Annotated in this window: 24 protein-coding genes; 12 read left to right on the top strand and 12 right to left on the bottom strand. The window is 59.2% G+C overall.

Translation table 11 applies throughout. The features are described from left to right. From ACH2ED_RS12985 to ACH2ED_RS12965, 5 genes are all read left to right on the top strand, one after another. On the top strand, positions 1–278 hold a 278-nt coding region (locus ACH2ED_RS12985), incomplete at its 5' end, for a hypothetical protein (protein ID WP_395091680.1). A gap of 19 nt (positions 279–297) precedes the next feature. Next, on the top strand, positions 298–3,147 hold the full coding sequence (uvrA, locus tag ACH2ED_RS12980) for an excinuclease ABC subunit UvrA (RefSeq protein WP_395091677.1): 2,850 nt from the start codon (positions 298–300) through the stop codon (positions 3,145–3,147). A 9-nt stretch (positions 3,148–3,156) separates the two neighbouring features. Beyond that, entirely contained in the window at positions 3,157–3,405 is a 249-nt protein-coding gene (locus ACH2ED_RS12975; RefSeq protein WP_395091675.1) for a hypothetical protein, read from the top strand. Next, positions 3,402–3,815, top strand: coding sequence for a hypothetical protein (locus ACH2ED_RS12970; RefSeq protein WP_395091673.1), 414 nt, complete (start codon positions 3,402–3,404; stop codon positions 3,813–3,815). The genes ACH2ED_RS12975 and ACH2ED_RS12970 overlap by 4 nt, the downstream gene beginning before the upstream one ends. Positions 3,816–3,849: 34 nt before the next feature. Then, a complete protein-coding gene (locus ACH2ED_RS12965) occupies positions 3,850–4,728 on the top strand; it encodes an NAD-dependent epimerase/dehydratase family protein (protein WP_395091670.1) in 879 nt (292 codons plus the stop codon). On the opposite strand, the gene ACH2ED_RS12960 is transcribed toward ACH2ED_RS12965, so the two are convergent. From ACH2ED_RS12960 to ACH2ED_RS12940, 5 genes are all read right to left on the bottom strand, one after another. Beyond that, complete coding sequence (locus ACH2ED_RS12960) at positions 4,714–5,472, bottom strand: hypothetical protein (RefSeq protein WP_395091667.1); 759 nt, start codon at positions 5,470–5,472, stop codon at positions 4,714–4,716. The two genes, ACH2ED_RS12965 and ACH2ED_RS12960, sit on opposite strands and share 15 nt — an antisense overlap. A gap of 82 nt (positions 5,473–5,554) precedes the next feature. Continuing rightward, positions 5,555–6,403, bottom strand: a complete 849-nt coding sequence (locus ACH2ED_RS12955) for a hypothetical protein (RefSeq protein ID WP_395091664.1) — start codon at positions 6,401–6,403, stop codon at positions 5,555–5,557. Continuing rightward, on the bottom strand, positions 6,385–7,038 hold the full coding sequence (locus tag ACH2ED_RS12950; protein ID WP_395091661.1) for a hypothetical protein: 654 nt from the start codon (positions 7,036–7,038) through the stop codon (positions 6,385–6,387). The genes ACH2ED_RS12955 and ACH2ED_RS12950 overlap by 19 nt, the downstream gene beginning before the upstream one ends. Further along, positions 7,035–7,424, bottom strand: coding sequence for a hypothetical protein (locus tag ACH2ED_RS12945; protein ID WP_395091660.1), 390 nt, complete (start codon positions 7,422–7,424; stop codon positions 7,035–7,037). The genes ACH2ED_RS12950 and ACH2ED_RS12945 overlap by 4 nt, the downstream gene beginning before the upstream one ends. After that, positions 7,421–7,714, bottom strand: coding sequence for a hypothetical protein (locus ACH2ED_RS12940; protein WP_395091657.1), 294 nt, complete (start codon positions 7,712–7,714; stop codon positions 7,421–7,423). The genes ACH2ED_RS12945 and ACH2ED_RS12940 overlap by 4 nt, the downstream gene beginning before the upstream one ends. 70 nt (positions 7,715–7,784) lie before the next feature. Between ACH2ED_RS12940 and ACH2ED_RS12935 the strand changes: the two genes are divergently transcribed. Beyond that, a complete protein-coding gene (locus ACH2ED_RS12935; protein WP_395091654.1) occupies positions 7,785–8,489 on the top strand; it encodes an LON peptidase substrate-binding domain-containing protein in 705 nt (234 codons plus the stop codon). On the opposite strand, the gene ACH2ED_RS12930 is transcribed toward ACH2ED_RS12935, so the two are convergent. From ACH2ED_RS12930 to ACH2ED_RS12915, 4 genes are read right to left on the bottom strand one after another with little or no spacing between them, the layout of a single operon-like run. After that, the gene (locus ACH2ED_RS12930; RefSeq protein WP_395091651.1) at positions 8,471–9,031 is read right to left on the bottom strand and encodes a hypothetical protein; all 561 of its coding nucleotides are present in this window, start codon (positions 9,029–9,031) and stop codon (positions 8,471–8,473) included. The two genes, ACH2ED_RS12935 and ACH2ED_RS12930, sit on opposite strands and share 19 nt — an antisense overlap. A gap of 40 nt (positions 9,032–9,071) precedes the next feature. Beyond that, positions 9,072–10,853: a hypothetical protein gene (locus tag ACH2ED_RS12925; protein WP_395091649.1), complete on the bottom strand. Its 1,782-nt coding sequence runs from the start codon at positions 10,851–10,853 to the stop codon at positions 9,072–9,074. Continuing rightward, entirely contained in the window at positions 10,850–11,626 is a 777-nt protein-coding gene (locus ACH2ED_RS12920) for a hypothetical protein (RefSeq protein WP_395091647.1), read from the bottom strand. Before ACH2ED_RS12920 ends, ACH2ED_RS12925 begins: the two co-directional genes overlap by 4 nt. Continuing rightward, on the bottom strand, positions 11,623–12,153 hold the full coding sequence (locus ACH2ED_RS12915; protein ID WP_395091644.1) for a hypothetical protein: 531 nt from the start codon (positions 12,151–12,153) through the stop codon (positions 11,623–11,625). Before ACH2ED_RS12915 ends, ACH2ED_RS12920 begins: the two co-directional genes overlap by 4 nt. Before the next feature lie 111 nt (positions 12,154–12,264). On the opposite strand from ACH2ED_RS12915, the gene rpmI reads away from it, so the two are divergent. The 4 genes from rpmI (at position 12,265) to pheT (ending at position 16,081) form a co-directional block, all read left to right on the top strand. Next, positions 12,265–12,471: a 50S ribosomal protein L35 gene (gene rpmI / locus ACH2ED_RS12910; RefSeq protein WP_309688878.1), complete on the top strand. Its 207-nt coding sequence runs from the start codon at positions 12,265–12,267 to the stop codon at positions 12,469–12,471. A 105-nt stretch (positions 12,472–12,576) separates the two neighbouring features. Continuing rightward, positions 12,577–12,930 (top strand): 50S ribosomal protein L20, encoded by a 354-nt coding sequence (gene rplT, locus ACH2ED_RS12905; RefSeq protein ID WP_395091641.1) that lies wholly within the window; start codon positions 12,577–12,579, stop codon positions 12,928–12,930. 99 nt (positions 12,931–13,029) lie between these two features. Then, positions 13,030–14,046 (top strand): phenylalanine--tRNA ligase subunit alpha, encoded by a 1,017-nt coding sequence (gene pheS / locus ACH2ED_RS12900; protein ID WP_395091638.1) that lies wholly within the window; start codon positions 13,030–13,032, stop codon positions 14,044–14,046. A 1-nt stretch (position 14,047) separates the two neighbouring features. Beyond that, positions 14,048–16,081, top strand: coding sequence for a phenylalanine--tRNA ligase subunit beta (gene pheT, locus ACH2ED_RS12895; protein WP_395091635.1), 2,034 nt, complete (start codon positions 14,048–14,050; stop codon positions 16,079–16,081). A 114-nt stretch (positions 16,082–16,195) separates the two neighbouring features. On the opposite strand, the gene tnpA is transcribed toward pheT, so the two are convergent. Next, positions 16,196–16,681: an IS200/IS605 family transposase gene (gene tnpA, locus ACH2ED_RS12890; RefSeq protein ID WP_395091633.1), complete on the bottom strand. Its 486-nt coding sequence runs from the start codon at positions 16,679–16,681 to the stop codon at positions 16,196–16,198. Positions 16,682–16,807: 126 nt separating this feature from the next. On the opposite strand from tnpA, the gene ACH2ED_RS12885 reads away from it, so the two are divergent. Both ACH2ED_RS12885 and ACH2ED_RS12880 read left to right on the top strand, forming a co-directional pair. Further along, entirely contained in the window at positions 16,808–17,869 is a 1,062-nt protein-coding gene (locus ACH2ED_RS12885; RefSeq protein WP_395091630.1) for a Gfo/Idh/MocA family protein, read from the top strand. Positions 17,870–17,901: 32 nt separating this feature from the next. Beyond that, a complete protein-coding gene (locus tag ACH2ED_RS12880; RefSeq protein WP_395091628.1) occupies positions 17,902–18,384 on the top strand; it encodes a hypothetical protein in 483 nt (160 codons plus the stop codon). Between the two features lie 146 nt (positions 18,385–18,530). Here the strand turns inward: ACH2ED_RS12880 and ACH2ED_RS12875 are convergent, their stop codons facing one another. Both ACH2ED_RS12875 and ACH2ED_RS12870 read right to left on the bottom strand, forming a co-directional pair. After that, entirely contained in the window at positions 18,531–19,736 is a 1,206-nt protein-coding gene (locus ACH2ED_RS12875; RefSeq protein ID WP_395091625.1) for an MFS transporter, read from the bottom strand. A 2-nt stretch (positions 19,737–19,738) separates the two neighbouring features. Next, positions 19,739–20,125, bottom strand: a complete 387-nt coding sequence (locus ACH2ED_RS12870) for a Clp protease N-terminal domain-containing protein (RefSeq protein WP_395091622.1) — start codon at positions 20,123–20,125, stop codon at positions 19,739–19,741. Positions 20,126–20,194 lie beyond the last annotated feature (69 nt).

Here is a 20,194-nt window from a genome sequence, read left to right as displayed (position 1 = left end):
TTTTGGAGCGGGCACACCTGTGGCAAGAGCAGGGCTGGCACTACCAGCTCACGCCCTGGTTTGTGGAGTGGCGAGCGGGCAAGCACCTGCCTGACGCGCCTCGTCGTGAGCGGAGCACCTCGCAAACGCCCACTTCTCCAAGCTGGCGGCTCTTAGGGCTGGATCCGGCAATGAACGTGCTCCTGCGGCGCTCTACCCGCCCGGCGGCAGAACTCCTGAACCTCTCCTCCCTCGCTCTGCCCAACCTTCTCAAGCTACTTCAGGAAAAACTGGACTGAGGTGTGGTAAAATCAGCGGGTGAACACTCGTTCGTCCTCTTCCCTACACTCGCATATCATCGTTCGTGGCGCTCGCCAGAACAACCTTAAGAACTTCGATATTGACATCCCGCGCGACCAGCTAGTCGTGATCACGGGGCTCTCGGGCTCCGGGAAATCTTCTCTCGCTTTTGACACACTCTTTGCTGAGGGGCAGCGGCGCTATGTTGAGTCGCTCTCGGCGTATGCGCGGCAGTTTCTCGGGCAGATGGACAAGCCCGATGTGGACCAGATTGATGGCCTCTCGCCTGCCGTCTCGATTGACCAGAAGAGCACATCGAAGAACCCACGCTCCACGGTCGGCACGGTCACCGAGATCTACGATTATCTGCGCCTGCTCTTCGCGCGGGTCGGGACGCCGCACTGCCCTAAGTGTGGCAAACCCGTGACTCAGCAGCAGCCCAGCCAGATCGTGGATGTAGTGATGGCTATGGACGAAGGCACGCGCCTGCAAGTGCTTGCGCCGATTATCCGGGGCCGTAAGGGCGAGTACAAGAAGGAGCTGGAGGAGCTTAAAAAAGAGGGCTTCGCGCGTGTTCGAGTGGATGGCACAGTTTATGATATTGAGAGCGTCCCGGCACTCGACCGCTACAAGCAGCACGATATTGATATCGTCGTGGATCGTATTGTGGTCAAGCCCGGCGTCGAGAAACGCGTCGCCGATTCGGTGGAGACGGCGCTGAAGCGCTCCAAAGGCTTGGTCGGGGTAGAAATAGTCGGGGGCGAGGAGCAGCTTTTCTCCGAGAACTTCGCGTGCACGGCCTGTGGCATCTCGCTGCCCGAGATCGAGCCACGCACCTTCTCATTTAACTCCCCGTTTGGTGCCTGCGAGACCTGCCACGGCCTCGGTACGCAGTCTGAGTTCGACCCTGAGCTGATCGCCCCCGACCGCGAGATGAGTATTGGTCAGGGCGCGATTAAGTATTTTGTTTATAAATCCGGGAAGGAGATCATGAGTGAGGGACGTACCGCGCTCTTTGCTGCCGTCGCCAAAAAACTCGGCTTCACGATGGAGACACCGGTTAAGAACCTCACCGACGCGCAGCTTGAGCCGCTCTTTAAGGGCATCAAGGGCAACGTCACGATGGAGTCCAAGAACCGTTTTGGGCGCACGCGGCACTTCGACACGGACTTTCCCGGCGTCATCGCCATCATGGAGCGCCACTGGACGGAAACAACTTCGGACTACATCAAGCAGGACTTAGAGCAGTACCGGCGTATCAACCCGTGCCCCGCGTGCAAGGGCCAGCGCCTCAAGCCCGCCGCCTTGGGGGTTTTATTCGGTGGCAAGAACATCTCCGAGATCACGGCGTACTCGATTGCCGCCGCCGTCGCCTTTGTCGAGAGTTTGACACTCACGGCGCGGGAGCAACTTATCGCCCGGCAGATCTTAAAAGAGATCGGGGCGCGGCTGGGCTTTCTGAAGAACGTCGGCCTCGGCTACCTGACTCTTGACCGCGCAGCGGGCTCGCTCTCGGGCGGCGAGGCGCAGCGCATTCGCCTCGCCACTCAGATCGGCTCTGGCCTGATGGGCGTTCTGTATATCTTAGACGAACCCAGCATCGGCCTGCACCAGCGCGACAACTCCCGATTAATTGAGACCCTGATCCGCCTGCGCGACTTAGGCAACACTATTTTAGTCGTTGAGCACGATGAGGAGACGATGGAGGCCGCCGACTGGCTGATTGACATCGGGCCTGGCGCAGGGATTCATGGCGGCTATGTGGTCGCGCAAGGCCCGCCTGCTTTGGTGAAAGAGTCGCCGGACTCCATTACGGGCGCGTATCTCTCGGGGCGCAAAAAAATTTCGATGCCTGTTGAGCGGCGCAAGGGTGACGGGCGCTTTCTGACCATTGTCGGAGCGCGGGGCAACAACCTGAAAAACGTCACGGCGCAGATTCCGCTGGGCACAATGACCGTGATTACGGGTGTCTCGGGCTCCGGCAAGTCCACGCTGATTCAGGACACGCTCTATCCACGCCTGATGAACGAGATCTACCGCTCGCACATGGTGCCCTCGCCGCACACGGGGATCAACGGGATTGAGTTTCTGGAGAAAGTGATTGACATTGACCAGTCCCCAATTGGACGCACGCCGCGCTCCAACCCCGCAACCTATACGGGCACGTTTGACCTCATCCGTGACCTCTTCGCCGCCACACCCGAGGCAAAAATGCGCGGCTACGGCCCGGGGCGCTTCTCCTTCAACGTGAAAGGCGGGCGCTGTGAGGCGTGCCAGGGCGACGGTATCCTCAAGATCGAGATGCATTTTCTGCCCGATGTTTATGTCCCGTGCGAGATCTGCAAGGGCGCGCGCTACAGCCGGGAGACGCTGCAAGTGACCTACAAGGGCAAGAATATCAGCGATGTCCTGAACATGTCCGTGGGGGAGGCCGTCGAGTTCTTCGAGGCCGTCCCGCGCATCGCAAGAAAAGTCAAAACCATCGCCGATGTCGGTTTGGACTACATCAAGCTCGGCCAGCCCGCCACCACGCTCTCCGGCGGCGAGGCACAGCGCGTCAAGCTCGCCACCGAGCTCTCCAAGCGCAGCCACGCCGCGACGATCTATATTTTGGATGAGCCCACCACCGGCCTGCACTTCGCCGACATCGAAAAGCTCCTCGCCCTCCTCCAGCGCCTGGTAGACGCCGGAGCCACGGTCTTGGTGATCGAGCACAACCTCGATGTCATCAAGTGCGCCGACTGGGTGCTCGACCTCGGCCCCGAAGGCGGCGACGGCGGCGGGATCATCGTCGCCACTGGCACCCCCGAGGACATCGCAAAATGTGAGCAAAGTCATACGGGGCGCTACCTCAAGAAAATACTGTAAAGTAACACCATGACACTGACTATCGAAAAGCCCGAAACCGAGAGACGCTTGCTGGAGTATGCCGCTGCACGAGGCATCTCGCCGACAGAAGCACTAGACATAGCCCTGGAAGCGCTCGCCTCACTCATAGATGATTCCGAAGTAGATCGTCCCCTGACACCCGCGGAGCTAAAGGCACTCGGGCGAAGCCTTGCGGATGCGGATGCAGGGCGGGTGATCTCCGGCGAAGCCTTCTTCGCCGAACTTCGCGCTTCATGAGAGCACCAAAATCTCTCGCCTTATCCGTTACGGACGAAGCAAGACGGCAGATTCGCTCGACACGTGGCTGGCTCAAAGGATTTGGCTCCGAGGTAGATCTGCGATTCACCGCTGCACTGGAGCGGGAACTAACAGCGCTCTGTCAACATGTTGCCCAGCAAATCTCGGATAAAACGCCTTTTCACCCCGATGAGCAAGCCTCCCTGGCCTACTCACGAGCGATCTATCGCCATCGCTTCCAGACCGGGAAAACGCGTCGGAGACGAAGTAGCAGCGGCGTCTGGTTTGTGCTGTACGAGCTGCGTGATCAAGATGCAGATGGAATCGCCGATACCCTCCAGCTTCTCGGAGTGCACCATGCCGCGTCCCGCCCACTCTGGGAAGAAGAGGAAGAAGCCTCTGAGGAATAGGGACTCCAGCGCTAAAATACTGTAAGGTACAGTCATGACAAAAGTATTAGTGACCGGGGCGGCGGGTGTGGCGGGGCGTGAGACGGTGCGGCAGCTGCTGGCGGCGGGCTACGGCGTGCGGATGGCGGATGTGGGTGCGCCACCCAAAGATGCGATTTTTAAGGGCGTTGAGTTTATGCGCTGCGACACGCGCTCGCCGCAGGATGTGGAGGCGGCGGTGGTGGGTTGCGACGCGGTGGTGCACCTGGCGGCGTGGCACTGCGCCCATGTTCCTCCCGTGAGCGATGCGACGATCTTTGCGGTGAATGTGGACGGGACGTTTTATGTTCTAGAGGCGTGCGTGAAGTTTGGCGTCAAGACAGTCGCGTATGCGTCCTCGATGGCCTACGGGCACGGCGGGGTCTACTCGGTCACCAAGGTAATTGGTGAGGATCTGTGCCGGACGTGGCACCACCGAACTGGCAAGCCGATCTCGCTGTTGCGCTACCATGACTTCGTGCCCAAGCCCTATCTGGCGTTTGGAGAGAAGCTGCTGCGTAACGGCGTGGATGTGCGGGATGTGGCGGCATCGAATGTGGCGTCTATTGAGCGCGGACTGGAAGGCGGCTTTGGGGTATTGCGCTCCGTAATCCACACGAACCACGGGATGCCCGCCGAAGTGGGAGGGGATTTCAAGACGCATGGGCTGGCTTGGTGCGAGGCGCAGGTGCCGGGAAGTGGGGCGCTGATCGCAAAGTACGAGATCACCTTCCCCGAGCGCATCGAGCAGCACGACATGAGTGAGGCGGCCAGTGTGCTCGGCTGGACTCCCAAGATCAGCTTCCTCACGTTCCTGAAAGACCTCGCCGAGCGCGAGGCACGCGGCGAGGACATTAGCTCACTCTGGGCGCACGGTGGGCTAGGGGAGAGGTAGCTTATTGAGAACGGCGAGTGCCTCGCTGAGGGAGCGGTCGGAGGCATCGAAGACGATGCTCTCGGGCCGTTTTTTCTCGGTAGCGAGCCGGTTCCACTCCATCAGAAACGTGCGGAGCGGGGCGAGGGATATGCCATTGGGCACGACTAGGCGGCGCTGAGTGGGGGAGAAACTGCGGGTATCGCGGCTCAGGCGGGTGAGCAGGAAGCCGGGAGATGTTGCCTTTAGCGCGGCGAGCAGGCTGTCGGCGAAGGCATCGGCTGCGTCTTGGCGTACCCGATAGAACGGCTCCCAGAGTCCACGCGAGGGGCCGTACCACTCCGAAGTGGATGTGGAGACGCGATTAAAGCTAAAACTTAGACTTAGGGTCTGTGAGGGGAATCGGAACGGATCACTTGTAAGCTGGGCATCGGTGAGGTCCACGGGGTCAGCACCTTGCTGGCGCAGGCAGGCGAGGCGCAGGTTCTCGCTGTAGCCCAGAAGCTCCTTCCAGTTCGCCCCATCGCGCTGGTAGCCGGTGGGGTAGAGGTCGGTGAGGATCAGTCCGGCCAGCCCGGGCGTTGCGGCGAGTGCTTTGAGGCGCGGCAGGACAGTGGCCTGGCTCTCCAGAGCATCAGGGCGCAGGTAAATCAGGGAGCGCTTTGTTTCTACTGTCAGCTCAGTTCCCACGGACACACGCAGGGGCCGCACGAGGGCGTGAACGGGCAGACCCGTAGCCTCGCCTGCCTCCACCGCTGCTGCCAAAATCCTCGCGTCGTCCAGCCCGATTTGAACCCAGAGCGCTGTAAATCCCTGGGCTTTTGCCGCAGTGACCGCGAGCTGTGCCTCACCCCCGCTTTGAATCGCGATCGCGAGCGTGCACGGGAATGGGATCGTAGCCAGGAACGAGCAGCTCCAGCTCGGTTTGGGGGGAATAGAGAATCTTCTCGGTGTTGAGGGGGGCACGGTTCGGGTCGCCGTTGTTGTTGTTCTGGTACGTGGCGATCTGCTTGTCCACTTGTGCCCGCAGCGTGGGGGAGAGCTCGCCCATCCGTACTGCCAAGGGGCCGGGTTGCCCGTCTTTACTCTGGCGTGTGAGCCGCTCCGCCAGGGCGGCATCAGGGCGATTCGGGTCGTCGTCGCTCCACCGGAGAAACGCGGCCTGCATTGTGCCTGCCGCTCCGGTTCCCTCACGCGCCTGGTCAAGCTGGGTCTGCGCCGCGCTCAGCCAGTCGTGGATGTGGCCCATACGGATCGCCAGTGGGACTAGGTCGTCGGTGAGGACGAAGCCCAGCCCGACTTTGCGCCACGTCCCGGTTAGGCAGCGTGCCAGTGCCTGGGAAATATCCCCCGCACGGGCACTCGTCCCGCGCAGATGAAGCGGGCGACGGGCATAGCGCGGGTCGCAGAACAGCTCTTGCTTTGTCGCCTCGGCGCAGCGCGTGACCAGCTCCCCTACGGTCTGAGCACCAATCAGTGAGACACGTGCATCCAGCACAGCGGCGGCAAAATCGAGCTGGCCAGGCTTTGCACTATTATTGTGCGCCTCGGTAAATTTTGCGCCAAAGCTCCCCCCCAAGCTGCTGTTATTGTTGAGAAACCGGAGCTGTTGACCCAGCCCCCCTGCTACGGTAACCCCTGGGATGTCCGTCAGAGTGGTGACAAACGAGAGCTCTGTCAGGGCCGAGCTCTGCACGTCACTAATGATAAACGATCCATTCGCCGGTAGGGACTCGGTAAAACCGCGGTATACAGGGAGACCGTGGGGGGCTGGCCCAGTGTCCAGCGAGGTGCCTCGGCCTCCCCCGTGCCCAAAGCGATAGAGACACCGTTGCTGTTGGTAAAGTGATACGTAAACTTGCGCGAGAGACGCATGCGGGTGCGCGAGCGCTCCGGGTCTTTAATCTGCACCACTTCTGTCCCACGACTGAGCGTCAGGGGCGCGGGCAGAAGCGCGAGAAAGAGCGTGCGCTGGTCTCGGCCCAGATCCGTGAGCCCTAGCCCGGCGTGGCCACACAGTTTTCCCCACTGCTGCGCACTGAGGCTCGCCTGGAGAATCCCAAACTTTTCGGGATCGCCCAGGCTGGAGTACAAATCCGAGGTGGGCAGCTTTTCCCAGAGTAGCTCCGTGCGCTGTTTAGGAGCAAAGCCCGTGAGTGAGCCAAAGTTAACCGGCTGGAGAGATTTTTCATCGCCCGGTAGGACGATAAGCAGCGGGCCCCGTGTCTCGGAGTTCCAGATGATACTTCCGGGGAAAGCAAGCGGCGGGACTGGAGGCTGAGGCTGCTCCTGCACAATCAGAGCAACCGGCGTGGCAAGAATGGGTATCATGATTGCTGGTTCTCCTCCCACAGAGAGGGAGCGCTTCCATGCCGGATAGAAACCACTTTTAGGGTCTCGGGAATTCGATCTCCATCGCCGTCAATGAGCCAAAAGAAGACATACCAGACACCGACCGAAGAGAAACGCGAGCGCCTTTTTGTCGTCTCGAATTTTGCTCTGTAGGTGGGGCGCGACAGAGCAAGTGAGGCTGGTTCGTCATGAGTTGGAGGGAAACCTTGTTCGATGGCTGCTGGAATGCGCCTACAAAGGTCTGCCAGGCACTGCTCATAAGCATCTGTGAAGCGTAGCGCAGTCTCGTCAGAGAACTTGTCCAGTATGCTAAGAATTAGCTCTCTCACCTCATCGGAGGCTTCCAATGAGAGCGGAAAGCTCATACTGCTTTTCCACGCGCCTGTTGCCGTTGACGGATGAATTCTCTCATCTCAACGACATGAGCAGCGCCCTCATGAACTCGCCCAGCGTCAATGTCGGCAGCGCCTCTTCGAAGTGATTCTATGTCTTCAGTTGTGAGCTGGAAGTCTTCCTCGCCTTGCTGTTGATCTTGGTCTTCAGCTTCATCAAAGGCAAGCAGCAAAAGCCTCCTTGCCTTCTCCATATCATCTGGTGTGGATTCTAGGCGCAACTTCAGTCGCTCTGGAATGAAGTCAATCGTTACTGCACTCATGATTTCTCCTCTCTTCCCCGGCTCCGCCGTGCTGGATTTGCTTCGCTATTTTACCGCGATATAATCTGTTATGGAATCGCAACACGGGGGGCGTATCGCTGAGGTTCCGCTCTTTCCGCTGGACCTGGTTCTTTTTCCACAGATGGTCGTGCCGCTGCACATTTTTGAAGTGCGCTACCGTCTGATGATCCAGCGCTGCCTGAAGGAAAATCTCCCCTTTGGCATTGTCTTGATGACCAGCAACGACGAAGCCACGAAGACGGTCGAGACCGCTCAGGTAGGGTGTCTCGCGCGGATTGTGGAGTCGGAGCCCTTGCCGGATGGCCGGTTTCGTGTGGAGGTGGTCGGGACGGAGCGCTTTCGGCTACTCGATACCCACGACAATCATCCGTATCGCAGCGGTCTGATCGAGTATGTCCACGATGAGCCCGCTGCCGAGGGAGACTGGGAGCCGCTGGTCGAGTCCGTCAAGGATGCCCTCAAGGACTATCTCACCCGCCAGCTCGCCCGTGCCGGTAAACGCGTCGCGGGGTTTCGTCTTCCTGATGCCCCAGAGCTTCTCTCTTTTACGGCTGCGTGCGTGCTACCAATTGCCAATGAGGATAAGCAGGCGCTCCTGGAGCTGACGGATATCCCCTCGCGGCTCCTCTCCGCCCGTGATGTGCTCCGCCGTGCTGCGCTTCATCTTGACCAGGAGACCAACCCGCTTCATGAGTGGTCGCGCTGGGAGCCTCTCACCGCGGAGCGATTCCGTCGCTACCGGTGTTCCAACTGAGCCGGGCGCAGGCTGAGTAGGCCACCCGCACCGAGCAGCACCAGACCGCCTAGGAGGCCCGTATGGCTCAGAAGACTCAGCGGCGTTCTGGTTCGCGGCTCGCGCTTCCAGCGCCGGACAGTGGGGAGCAGCTCGCGTGGGGGGAAAGTGCCCGCTTGGACGACCAGCCCGAGGCCACAGCAAGCCGCCAGCGCCACACCTGTCCGCCGGGATAGCGTCGGCCAGCGCAACCGAGCGTTCCAGAGCAGCGCAACCACTAGCAGAACTCCCAAAAAAGCCACGCCACCCGTCAGCCAGTGAAACCGCAGTGCCAGATAGATCGCCCGCAGACCGATCAGCGCCGCAATGAATCCCAGAGGCAAGAGCACGGGCCGGGGCAGGCGGCGGAGCACGGCAGTGAGTAGCAGCAAGGCCAACAGCACGACAAAGAGAATACTGGTGGTCGCGGTGAGGCGGGCAAGCAGAGTTGCCTCGTCAAAGTGCACCAGCGCGGCACCGAGTCCACCCGCAAGAAAGAACGCAAGAAGCGCAGCACGGTTCATCTCACTTTGTACGGCAAAGTTAAACGAAATGTTCCCGATGCTACGGCAGGGCCGTCACACCGCTCTGGTAGGAGACCACTTTGTAGGTTCGTGCTGCCAGGGGAAAGAACGCGGGAGCAAGCTCCGTGAGGCGGGTATCGTAAATACGCTTGCGATTGAAACCAAACTGACTTAACAGCTCTCCCGTTGTGGAGTCGTAGGTGAACTGCCCAAAAGGCCCGTCTTTTTTAATGATCATGGCTCCCAGGTGGCGGTAGATTCCCCCTTTGCGCGTGGTGTAGTTTGTACAGCCGACACTGGGTTTCCCCCCAGATGAGTCTAGAGCAAAGAGAGCGGCGTGGATGGTGATGTCATCAATGTGTATTTTACTCTGGTCGTTTTCGATTACCCACATACGTCCGGTGATCAGGCCAAAGACGCCGCAGAGGGGGTCCGCCTGCGTGGCGCTGGATTGCAAATTACTCGCATTTCCCGAGGCGAGGCGCTGGTAGACAATCCCCCCATTAATTTGGGTGCGCCGGTTTCCGGGGGTGGCAATCGTGAGGCGGCTCACGGAGTCTGCGCTGACATTGTTGGCGACAGCCCCCGCGAGCCCGCCCGTCTGGGTTGCCGGGTCCCCTATGTCGCCATTCACATAGACAAGGCCGTTGGTGACTCCTGTGTAGCTGTCGGTAGCCGTGAGGGATTCCGTTTTTGATTGAGGTGTTGTGTAGCGCTCCACAAGTGTCTGGTTGGTGAGGTGGTTTATCGTGACGACGGTACGCAAGGCAGTGGTGCCGCTGGTTTGGTAAAACGTCAGCACCTGATTGACATTGTCTATACCGGATGTGCGGAGCGTTAGCTGTGTCACGGAACCCGCAACAAAGATACCACCAATGGTTGCGCTACCCGCCGAGGGAACCAGCAGGCCTGGTGTGGTGGGCGCGGTGGCTCCCCCGAGAGCGTCCTCCTGCAGTGAGCTTGTATTAGTCGGGAACGGAATTAAGGGAGCATTGAACTTAGGGGCCGTGCCCGAAGTCGCAATGAACTGCCAGTCACTAAGCGCGGGCTCTTGTTTGGTTAGCAGGCCTTTCATCCACTGGATCTGGGAAGGCGCTCCCGCACAGGTGAAGTAGTTCGTGTCGGGATGGGTGAAGAGGAGGTTCGTTGTATTCCAGACGATCGTGTGTTTGGCAGCGAGGCTTACTGTATCCGTGCCGGGAAGGCGCATGTTCAGATGAACGGGGCCTGTGAATATATGCATCCCGGCCATCCACACAAAGCCGTCGAGCGGTTCATCGTAGAAGATACCGTACTCTGCAAAACCTTTGGGGCGAACCACGAGGCGGCTGGAATAGGTACTCCCACCGCACTCTCCCACACACTGGATCGCGAAGACTTTCTGGCCTGTCGTGGGGTCGGTGCCCGGATAGATCCGAACTCTGAGCAGACTCAGCTTGGCTTGCCCCGACGGGCTTTCCCCTGCTGTAGGGGCTTGGCTGAGGCGGATCACATTGTAGCCTTGTTCCAGAGAAGCTCCATAAAAATCACTGCCGACTTCCGAGGGCGCAAAAGGGAGATTCACCCCATTGATACTATCCTGCTCCAGCATCCAGGAGTAGGTAATCCGCACACCGGTCTCGGCGAGGTTGTGTGCCGTCTGAGAATCAGCTTGGAGTGCGATCTGCTGCAAGGACGCATCGGCGTTGGCACTCACCGCACTGGTGCGCCCCAAAGTTCCTAGCAAGATAATCCCCAGTATAAAGAAGAGGATCACCATGATTCCTAGGAGCGCCATGCCGCGCTCGGGGCGTCGTTGTGAAAGCCGAACTCTCACCTTCATGGGTGTACTCCTTGACTTGGCAGTGCCATGTCTGGCAGAGGCGTACCATCGTTGTTCAGTAAGGTAACTGCCGAGTCTGATGTTTCCTGTGTCGTGCCCGAAGCCGCTCCCAGAGCGGAGCGTTCGTTGTTGTACGAGTCTTTTTCCACAAGAAGAACGCGGTAAAGTAGCATGCTGCCGCTTTGCATTCCTCGGCGAAACGAGACAGCATTCCCATTTGGGGCAAGCTTGCGATAGAGAGGTATTTTGCTGACAACAGCACCATTTTCATACAGCCACTGCCAGAGAAACCGTCCGTTGCTCGGAGCTGGTATGCCGCCGGGATCGCCTCTGTAGAGGAGCATCCCTCGGGTTTGTGTTCGGCGACTTGTGATTGCTACCGACTGAGTTTGTTTGGCAGAGGTCTGGAAAATCATGTTCCGTGTGTTCGTCAGGCTGATGAATACTGCTGTATTGAGGGTTTGTCCTCCCTGGCTCGACTGGTACTTGTCGGGTTTTCCCAGGCGTGTGGCCGGCCACACGACGAGAGGATCGGCATCGTCGGGGAGCTGCACGGCGGTGGCTTCCTCTAGTCGTTGGCGCATCCGATCCGTCCCCGACGAGCCGGTTCGAAGGGAGTGACTCGTGGCCTGCATCCCTAAGGAGAGCCGCACCCCACCAAGAAACAAGAGGAGGGACCCGACGATAACCAGTGTCGCAATGACGGTGGCGACGAGAAGCTCTAGCATGGAGTGCGCCCGTGTGTACTTTCGCGGCTTGCTTACATTGCTCACAGGGGGCTCCGGGGAATGAGAGTCGTTTCTGAGTAGCTATGTGCGAGCCCTGCGCTATCCTTCCACCTCACTTCGGCGGTCACCCGGACAAGGGGATAGGTATCGTTCCCACCAACCGTTCGTTTTGAGGGAAGATAGGGGGCCATGTAGATACTGCCACATGGTGCCGAAGCGGAAGTACCCGGAAAGTACTGGCTGAGCTGATTGGATTGGGTGAACTCAAAGGTTGCACTGACGGCGCCCTGCGCATTTTCGAGACTGGTCGGAGTCTTGGGCGTTCCATCCACGATACCTGCGCCGCTCTGACCTAGGCCTGGACCATTGAGCGCCGTGTAGCCCACAGCCTGAATTTTACTCAGTTTGTTGGCAACCAGAGTTCTTGCCACAAGAAAACCACCCGCCTGATGATTGGAGTGAGCCGACGCACTCAAGGTAATAGCCACCATGATTCCCATTGCCACTAAAAGAACCATGCTCAGCAATACTTCCGTTAAGGAAAAGCCTCGAAGACGATTATTCCTACTCACAGTGGAGATTATCGGCCTGCTCTGTAATTCGCAATAGAGTTGCCGCCTTACTTTGTGCGTGATATAATCCCCCCTTGGCGCAGTGATACTGCGTCGGGAGAAAAATCAATCATGCCGAAGATGAAGAGCCACAAGAGCGCAGTCAAGCGATTTCATGGCACCGGCACGGGTAAGCTGATGCACCGGCACAGCAAACGGCACCACTCGATGGTGAAAAAGAGCCCTCAGTGCCTTCGCCGTTTGTATGCCGAGTCCGTGCTGGATCCGGGTAAGGCTAAGGCGTTGGGTCGCCAGCTTCCCTACGGAGCCAACTTCTAAATCGTAGACCCTCACCGTCCGGAGAGACGCTCACAAAAAGCGCCGGGTTGGTACACGGGAAGAAACAGCGGCAGCAAGAGCCGCGCCCGATAAGGAAAGAGTAAGATGCCTAGAGTCAAACGTGGCGTGATGACAAAGAAGCGCCACAATAAGATCATCAAGCAAGCGAAGGGTTATTTCAGCTCTCGCAAAAATGTATTCCAGACAGCCAATGAGGCTGTCGCCAAGGCCGGAAACTATGCGTACCGTGACCGTCGTGTCAAGAAGCGTGATTTCCGTCGCCTGTGGATCGCCCGTATGAGTGCGGCCTGCCGCAATGGGGGAACGACCTACTCCGCGTTTATTCATGCGCTGGGCAAGGCGGAGATCTCCCTGGATCGCAAGGTTCTCTCGGACATGGCGATCAACGATCCCGCAGCGTTTACCACCCTCATCAAGCAGGTGGGTCTCGCGGGCTAATCCCGCCTGTGGAACAAGACAAAAAGCCCGTGGCATCCGCCACGGGCTTTTTTTACACCAACCCCTCATCCCCCGTCCAACGGGGGGGATAATAGGAACATGACCGACGAACTAAAACAAATTGAGGCGGAGGCGCTGGCGGCGATTGCTGCGGCGGGGGCCACTGCCACGCTGGACGAGGCTGATATTGCCTATCTGGGCCGCCGAAACGGCAAACTCACCGGGATGATGCGCCAGCTCGGCAGCCTGCCCGCCGATCAGAAGCCACTCTTTGGTCAGGCACTAAACGAGGCTAAAGCGCGGGTTGAGACCGCGCTCGCCGAGCGCAAGGCCGATCTCGCTGCCGCCGAGCTTACGATTCGTGAGCAAGCCGAGGCGATTGATGTCACGCTGCCTGGTCGCAGCCGCGTCCTGGGGCGCTTGCACCCGCTCACCCGCACGTTCGCCGATGTCAAGCAGGTATTTCTCGGGCTGGGATTCACGTTTGTGGACGGCCCCGATGTCGAGGACTATTTATTCAACTTCGACTGGCTGAACTACCCGCAGGATCACCCCGCAATGGACGAACAAGATACGTTCTATGTCGAGGGGGGAGCCGCCTCAGGGCAGCCCGGCGCGTGGCTCCTGCGCACGCACAGCACGGGCTCGCTCCAGGGTCGCACTCTTACCAACGCCCCGGAGGCTCCGTTTCGTATGGCGACCATGGGCCGCTGCTTCCGCCGCGACGCGATGGACGAGACCCATTCGCATACGTTCCACCAGATTGATGGCTTTTCCATTGCTGAGGGAATCTCGCTCGCGGATCTCAAAGGAGTTCTCGCCGAGATCGCCCGTGGCCTCTTCGGCCCCGATGCTATCGTAAGGTTCCGCCCCGATTTCTTCCCCTTCGTCGAACCGGGCGTCGAAGTCGCGGTCTGGTGGAACAACCGCTGGCTGGAGCTGGGCGGCGCGGGGCTGATCCACCCCAATATCCTAAAGCGCGCGGGCTACGACACGGAAAAGTACACCGGCTGGGCCTTTGGCCTCGGGCTAGATCGTATGCCGATGATCCGCTACGGGGTCAAAGATCTGCGCCTTTTCCTCGACAACGACCTGAGATTTTTAGGGCAGTTCTAATATGAGAATTCCACTGAGTTGGCTAAATGACTACATCACCGTTTCCGAGAGCGAGCAAGAAGCCGTTGCCGAGGCGCTGACAATGGCGGGGCTGGAGGTTGAGGAGACGCTGGAGACGGCGTTCGGGAAAGTCTGGTACACCAAGATCACTCCCAATCGCGGCGACTGGGCCAGTGTCTACGGCACCGCGCGAGAGCTCGCCGCCATCTACCCGAATAAAAAACTCACCCCTCTTCGCGGAGCCGGAGGGGGGCAGGGGGGAGGCAAAAACGCGGGGGCAGGGGGGGTAAAAATCCAGATCGCCGACACCGCCAACTGCCACCGGTTTCGTGCGACCGTGATCAAGAATGTCAAGATCGGCCCGACCCCGCAGTGGATTCAAGATCGCCTGACCGCCGCGCTGGGCGACCGCTACCGGATGATCAATAATGTCGCCGATATCACAAATTATGTGATGCTAGAACTCGGCCAGCCGCTGCATGCCTTTGATCTGGACACGATTCCGAACGGCGAGATTGTCGTGCGGCAAAGCCGGGTCGGTGAGAAGCTGGTGACACTGGATGGAACGGAGCACGAGCTGCCTGCTGGGACGCTCTGCATTTGTGATAACCAACGTGCGATTTCAATTGCCGGGATCATGGGGGGCAAGGATACCGAAATAACGTCTACGACGACTAATGTGCTACTTGAAACGGCACATTTTGATCCGTTCTCTGTTCGGCGCACCGCCAAGAAAGTCGTGCGGAGCGAGGCGAGCTATCGGTTCGAAAGATACGTTGATCCGAACTTAGTGGCACTGGCGGGCGACCGCGCTACGCAGCTCATTATCGAGCACTGTGGCGGCGAGCTCGTCGGAGTTTCGGAGACTGTGGCACAGCCGATTCCCAAGCGGCGGTTTCTCGCACGGCTGGACCGTGTTCGCGCACTGCTCGGCGTGGACGTAGACCGCGACGCGGCCATTGCGGCGCTCACGCGCCTCGGGCTGGAAGTGGAACAGTCGGCGGGGGCGCTGGACTGCCTGATCCCCGCGTGGCGGCCCGATCTGACCATTGAGGACGATATCGCCGAGGAAGTCGGACGAATCGCGCTAGGCTACGCCAATATCCCCGAAAAAATCGCCTGGCAGATCGGGCAGCGCGGGCAGGACTCGCCGCGCGCCGCGTTTATCATGCGCCTCAAAAACGCACTGGTGGCGCAAGGGCTCCAGGAAGTTATTACCCACTCGCTGGTCGCCGACGGCGGCCCAGGAGCGTTGCTTCTGCGAAATCCGATGGCCCCCGAGTATAGTCAGCTTCGCACCTCGCTCGTGCCCAATCACATTGGGATCGCCCAGCGTGCCACTCGTGAGGGCATCCGCGACATTGCGATCTTCGAGGTCGCTAGTGTGTACAAACCTGGGGCCGAGCCACTGCGAGTCTCTGGGCTGGTCGCAGGCTCGGGCAACCCCAATCTGTGGGCGCTGAAAGGCGATAGCTACCCAGCGGACTTCTACTTCGCCAAAGGAATCGTCGAGAACCTACTCGCCGGACTTGGGATTGTTGCTGAGTATGGGGCGGACACCTCGCCGTTTACCCATCCCTACCGCACGGCTAGCGTTTTGGTCAACGGTCAGAATATCGGCATGGTCGGCGAACTTTCGACGACGGTGATCGAGGCTAATGATCTTCCCAAGCGCACCTGCGTCTTCGGGCTGGACGGGGAAGCCCTTGCGGCACTCGCTCAAGAGACCACGGTCGGGTTCTCGGCGCTCCCCGAGTTCGCCTCCGCTGTCCGTGATGTCGCCCCTGTCTTTGGCAAAATAGTTCCCTACGCTCAGATCGAGCAAGTGGTGCGCGAGAGCGCTGGGCCATTGTTGGAGTCACTCCGTCTCGCGGATGTCTTTGAGGACGCGAGCAAGCTAGGCGAGGGCAAGCGCTCTCTGACGCTTCGCTTTACCCTCCGTGCGCCGGATCGGACGCTCACCGGCGAGGAGATTGATGCAACCCTAGCAAATATCCGAAAAGCACTTACGGGAATCGGAGCCGAGCGGTTGTAGGTGAGTTCATCCGCCCACAGAACGTGGGCGTCAGTAGGCGCAAGCGCCGCAAAATCGCTCCGCGATTGGCAAAGCAATTGCCCGCAATCGCGGAGCGATTTCTTAGCCGAAGGCTTACTGACGCCCACGTCCTGTGGGCGGATGACTCGGTGTAAACTCGATTCCTGTTTCTTCCCACAAAGCCCAGGTTTTGTTTTCTCCGTGATGCTCTTTTTGGCGCTTCACATAGGCGATGGCAACTTCACAGTGTTTGGCACTCATCGAGAACACTGCATAGCCATCGTCCCAACCGAAGAAGCTCGCATGGTTTAGTAAGTCGCTGGCTAGTGCCGACGAGACTCCCTTTACTTGCTTCATGAGCATCGCGATAGAAACCGTTGTGTGGAACGCGACAATAAGATGCACATGATCTGGCATTCCACCAATCGCAAGAACTTCACACCCCAACGCTTTCGCTTCCGCCTGGATGCAGCGGTAGACAGGCCGCTCCAACTCCTCGGTTAGTAACGGCAGGTGCTCATGGGTACTCCAAACAAAGTGAAGAGCCACCTCGACTTTATTGCGCCGAAATCGCCGACAGGTATTTTCAGAATCTTTCATCACCCCCATAACGACTGGCAACCCGCAAATCTTACAAAAAACTATAAAAATATTCCCAATCGCGGAGCGATTTCTTAGCCGAAGGCTTACTGACGCCCACGTTCTGTGGGCGGGTACAATTTGAGTATGTTCAAAGTCGCCATTATCGGCACCGGCCTGCCGTGGAAAACCGAAGGTTCGACCGGGTTTGGGATGAGCCGTGCCCATGCGCCTGGGTATGCCAAGTCCGGCAAGTGCGAGATTGTTGCGCTCGCGGATCTTAAAGAGGCCAGCATGGCTGCCTTTAACACCGATCTTTGTGCCGGCAAAGCGCGGCAGTACACGGACTACAAAGAGATGCTCGCCACCGAGAAACCTGACATCGTCTCGATTGCCACCTGGCCGCACCTGCATGCGGAGATGGTCATCGCTGCCGCCGAGTCAGGCGTGAGAGCCATTCACTGCGAGAAGCCGATGGCGGGGACATTTGGAGAGGCGCGGCGAATGGCGGCGGTCTGTGCCGAGCGGGGCGTCCAACTGACGTTCAATCACCAGCGCCGCCACCTGCCCGCGTTCCAGACGGCTAAGCGACTGATCACCGAGGGGGCGATTGGGGAGCTGACCCGGCTGGAGGGGAGCTGCTCGAATATGCTGGACTGGGGGACCCACTGGCTCAATATGTTCCAGATGCTCAACGGCGAGGCCGCGCCGCTCTGGGTGATGGGGCAAGTGGACTACCGCAGACCAAACGCGGTGTATGGGGTTACACATGATACCGACGGTATGTGCCTGATTGGCTACGGAAATGGGGTTCATGGTCTGCTCTGCACCGGCGAAACGGCGGAGAAAGCCGTGGGCTGCGCGATCAAGGCTATTGGAACCGAAGGGACGCTGGAGCTTCACAATACGGTACCCCATATTCGCCTTCGCAAAGGCAGCGCCTTGGAAGAACGTACCGGCCCTGAGACCGAGGGCGGCTTGCATGGGGGCTTCGCAAATCACGACAATGTGGTGGATCTGGTGAACGCACTGGAAGACGGCACAAAGCCTCTGTGCGATGTGAGCAATGCGCTGGTGACCACTGAGATTATCTACGCTTGCTACGAGTCGGCGCGGCGGCGGGGGCGCATTGACCTGCCTCTTACCATAGACGACCACCCGTTGGCAGAGCTGGTAGCGGCGGGGGCATATCCCGCGATAGCACTGTGAAGGTATAGTGAGCGGTAAGGATCAAAGAAACTATGCGACGAAATCTATTTTTTGTGGGCGCTCTGGCGCTCGTGGCAGGCTGCTCTTCAACAGGAACAACGACACCTCAGCTCAACCTGCCGACGGCGGCGCAGCTTCGGGCGGTGCCCCTGAGCCTCGGAGTGAGTGGAAAAACGCTGAAAGGCGAGACACATGTCTGGCGGGACTTGATGCCGATGGTGGGGGAGACGGTGCCCAATGGCATTATCGTCTCCATTACCATCAAGACCGACGACAGCGCCGCCGTGCCTGGTGGGCTACGTGCCGAGCGGGTGACAGTGGCCAGTGGTGACGAGGTCTGGACTTCTACTGTGGTCGAGATTCGTAGTGATGAAACATCGTTTGGGGCGGTGGTCCGTGGCGGCCCCGAATGGACCGTTGGTGCCAGCACCGATGTGGTGGTTGACTTCCGAGACAGCTCGGGCGGGGTCTACCAGCTCCGCGCCGTCGGCCAGGTTGTTCAGGGAGCCTTCTAGGGCTTCGTCAGCGCCTCGTCCAGACCATGACATAGTTGGCTGCACCTGTGTCGGAACGCGGCGGGCTGTGGCGGCTTCTGTGCCCACGCGGGGGCAAAGGCGAGGGCGACGAGGGCGACTTCCCAAAAACGCTTATTGCCTCTATTTCAGCTGACTTTAGGTGTGGGTGGGTTACTCTCGGGAACACGAAGGAAGAGAAAGAGCGCCCCGAGCACTCCGACAACGCTCATGGCGACAAACATCGTCCCGAAACCGTAGCGCTCGGCGAGCCAACCACAGAGCGGTGGGGAGAGCGAGAGAGCAATGCCTGAGGTCGCTGTCATCATCGCCAGCGCGGTGCCACGCTGTGCATCGGTCACGCAGTCGTTGACATAGACAACCGCTAGTGTCCCGACGATGCCATAGTTCAGCCCGTGCAGTGCCTGGATGGCCATGACAGTGGCCGGGCTGGTGGCGAGCGTGTAGAGCAGCAGGCGCACCGGCATCAGGCAGAAGGCCAGTACCAGAGCGGGCTTTCGTCCGTTCTGGTCGGTCCACTTGCCCACCTGGCTCATCACCAGAACTTCGCACAAGACCCCGGCGGCAAACATCAGTGAGATCTGACGCGGCGCGGCTCCCAGCGACTTCATGAAGAGCGACAGATACGACGATGCCCCGTAGAGCGCGAACTGGTAGAGGAAATAGGCAAAAAAGAAGTGCTTAAGCTGTGTCTGTTGTCGGGGAACTGGCCCCATCTGGGGAATCTGCTTAGCCTGAAGCGAAGGCGACGACTCCGTCTTCAGCAGTTTCCCATCAGGGACGGCGAGTGAGACAGCGGCGATGAGGAAAAAAAGCAGCGGGCCGTAGGTAAAGACGGGCGCAAGGTCGGCGCGGCTCATGCCGGGATGAGCGGGGAGCAAAAATCCCGTGGTGACGCCAATGCAGATATAGCCGACGCTGCCCCATACCCGGTACTTTGCGTACGCCGCCCCGCCGCCGCCCGCACGGGCCATTCGGCCAACCAGCACGCCACCGACGGTATTCAAGTACTGAAGACCGTTGCCCCCCAGTGCGGTGAGGAGCAGAAACGCCCAGAAGCTGTCGGCGACGCGAAAAAGCAGATAGGCTACGCCTGCCAACAAGCCCGCCGCCACCATAAGAGGCCGTCGGGCATCCAGCCGATCCGAGAGTCTGCCAAAGAGCGGCTGGATCAAAACGGCAATCGCCGTCCCAAGTCCCGTCAGAAGTCCGATCTTCGCCTTATCCAACCCCGATGCGGCGTAGTACGGCGCGGTGAACGGCTGAAGAAAACCAAACGAACCCGTGACGAGAAAGAGGCAAAGACACAGCGCGATCTTTCGCCAGCGCGGCACCCTCACGTCTGTCTCTGAGAAGCAATTGCCTGGAGCTGCCGCGCTTCGTTATGCACTTGATTCCGAGTGACCAGGAGTGCTTGTAAAACCTGCCCAGACAGTCTATTTCCTTCACGAATGAGGCCAAGCAAGAGGTGTTCCGTCCCAATATAGTTGTTGCCTAGGTACACCGCTTCCTCATAGGCAAGATCCACTATGGTTTTTCCACGCCGCGTTAGCAACATATCCGCCTTCGTTCGGCCCGGACCTGGAGGAAGAAGCGATAAAAGCTCCGTGTGTAGGCGCACTGGAGAGATGGCGAGACGGTGGAGAAGCTTGCAGGCGGAGTTCTCCTGATCCTGAAGTAGTCCTACAAGTAGGACGGGGTGTGCTAATTTCTCAGACGGCATATCGAGCGACCTCAGCCAGATCACGTCCTAAGACGAGGTTGAAATAACGAGCCAGATTGAAGGCTGTAA

Source organism: Armatimonas sp. (assembly GCF_043757465.1).
Taxonomy (GTDB): domain Bacteria; phylum Armatimonadota; class Armatimonadia; order Armatimonadales; family Armatimonadaceae; genus Armatimonas.
This window is presented reverse-complemented; position numbering and strand designations above follow the sequence as displayed.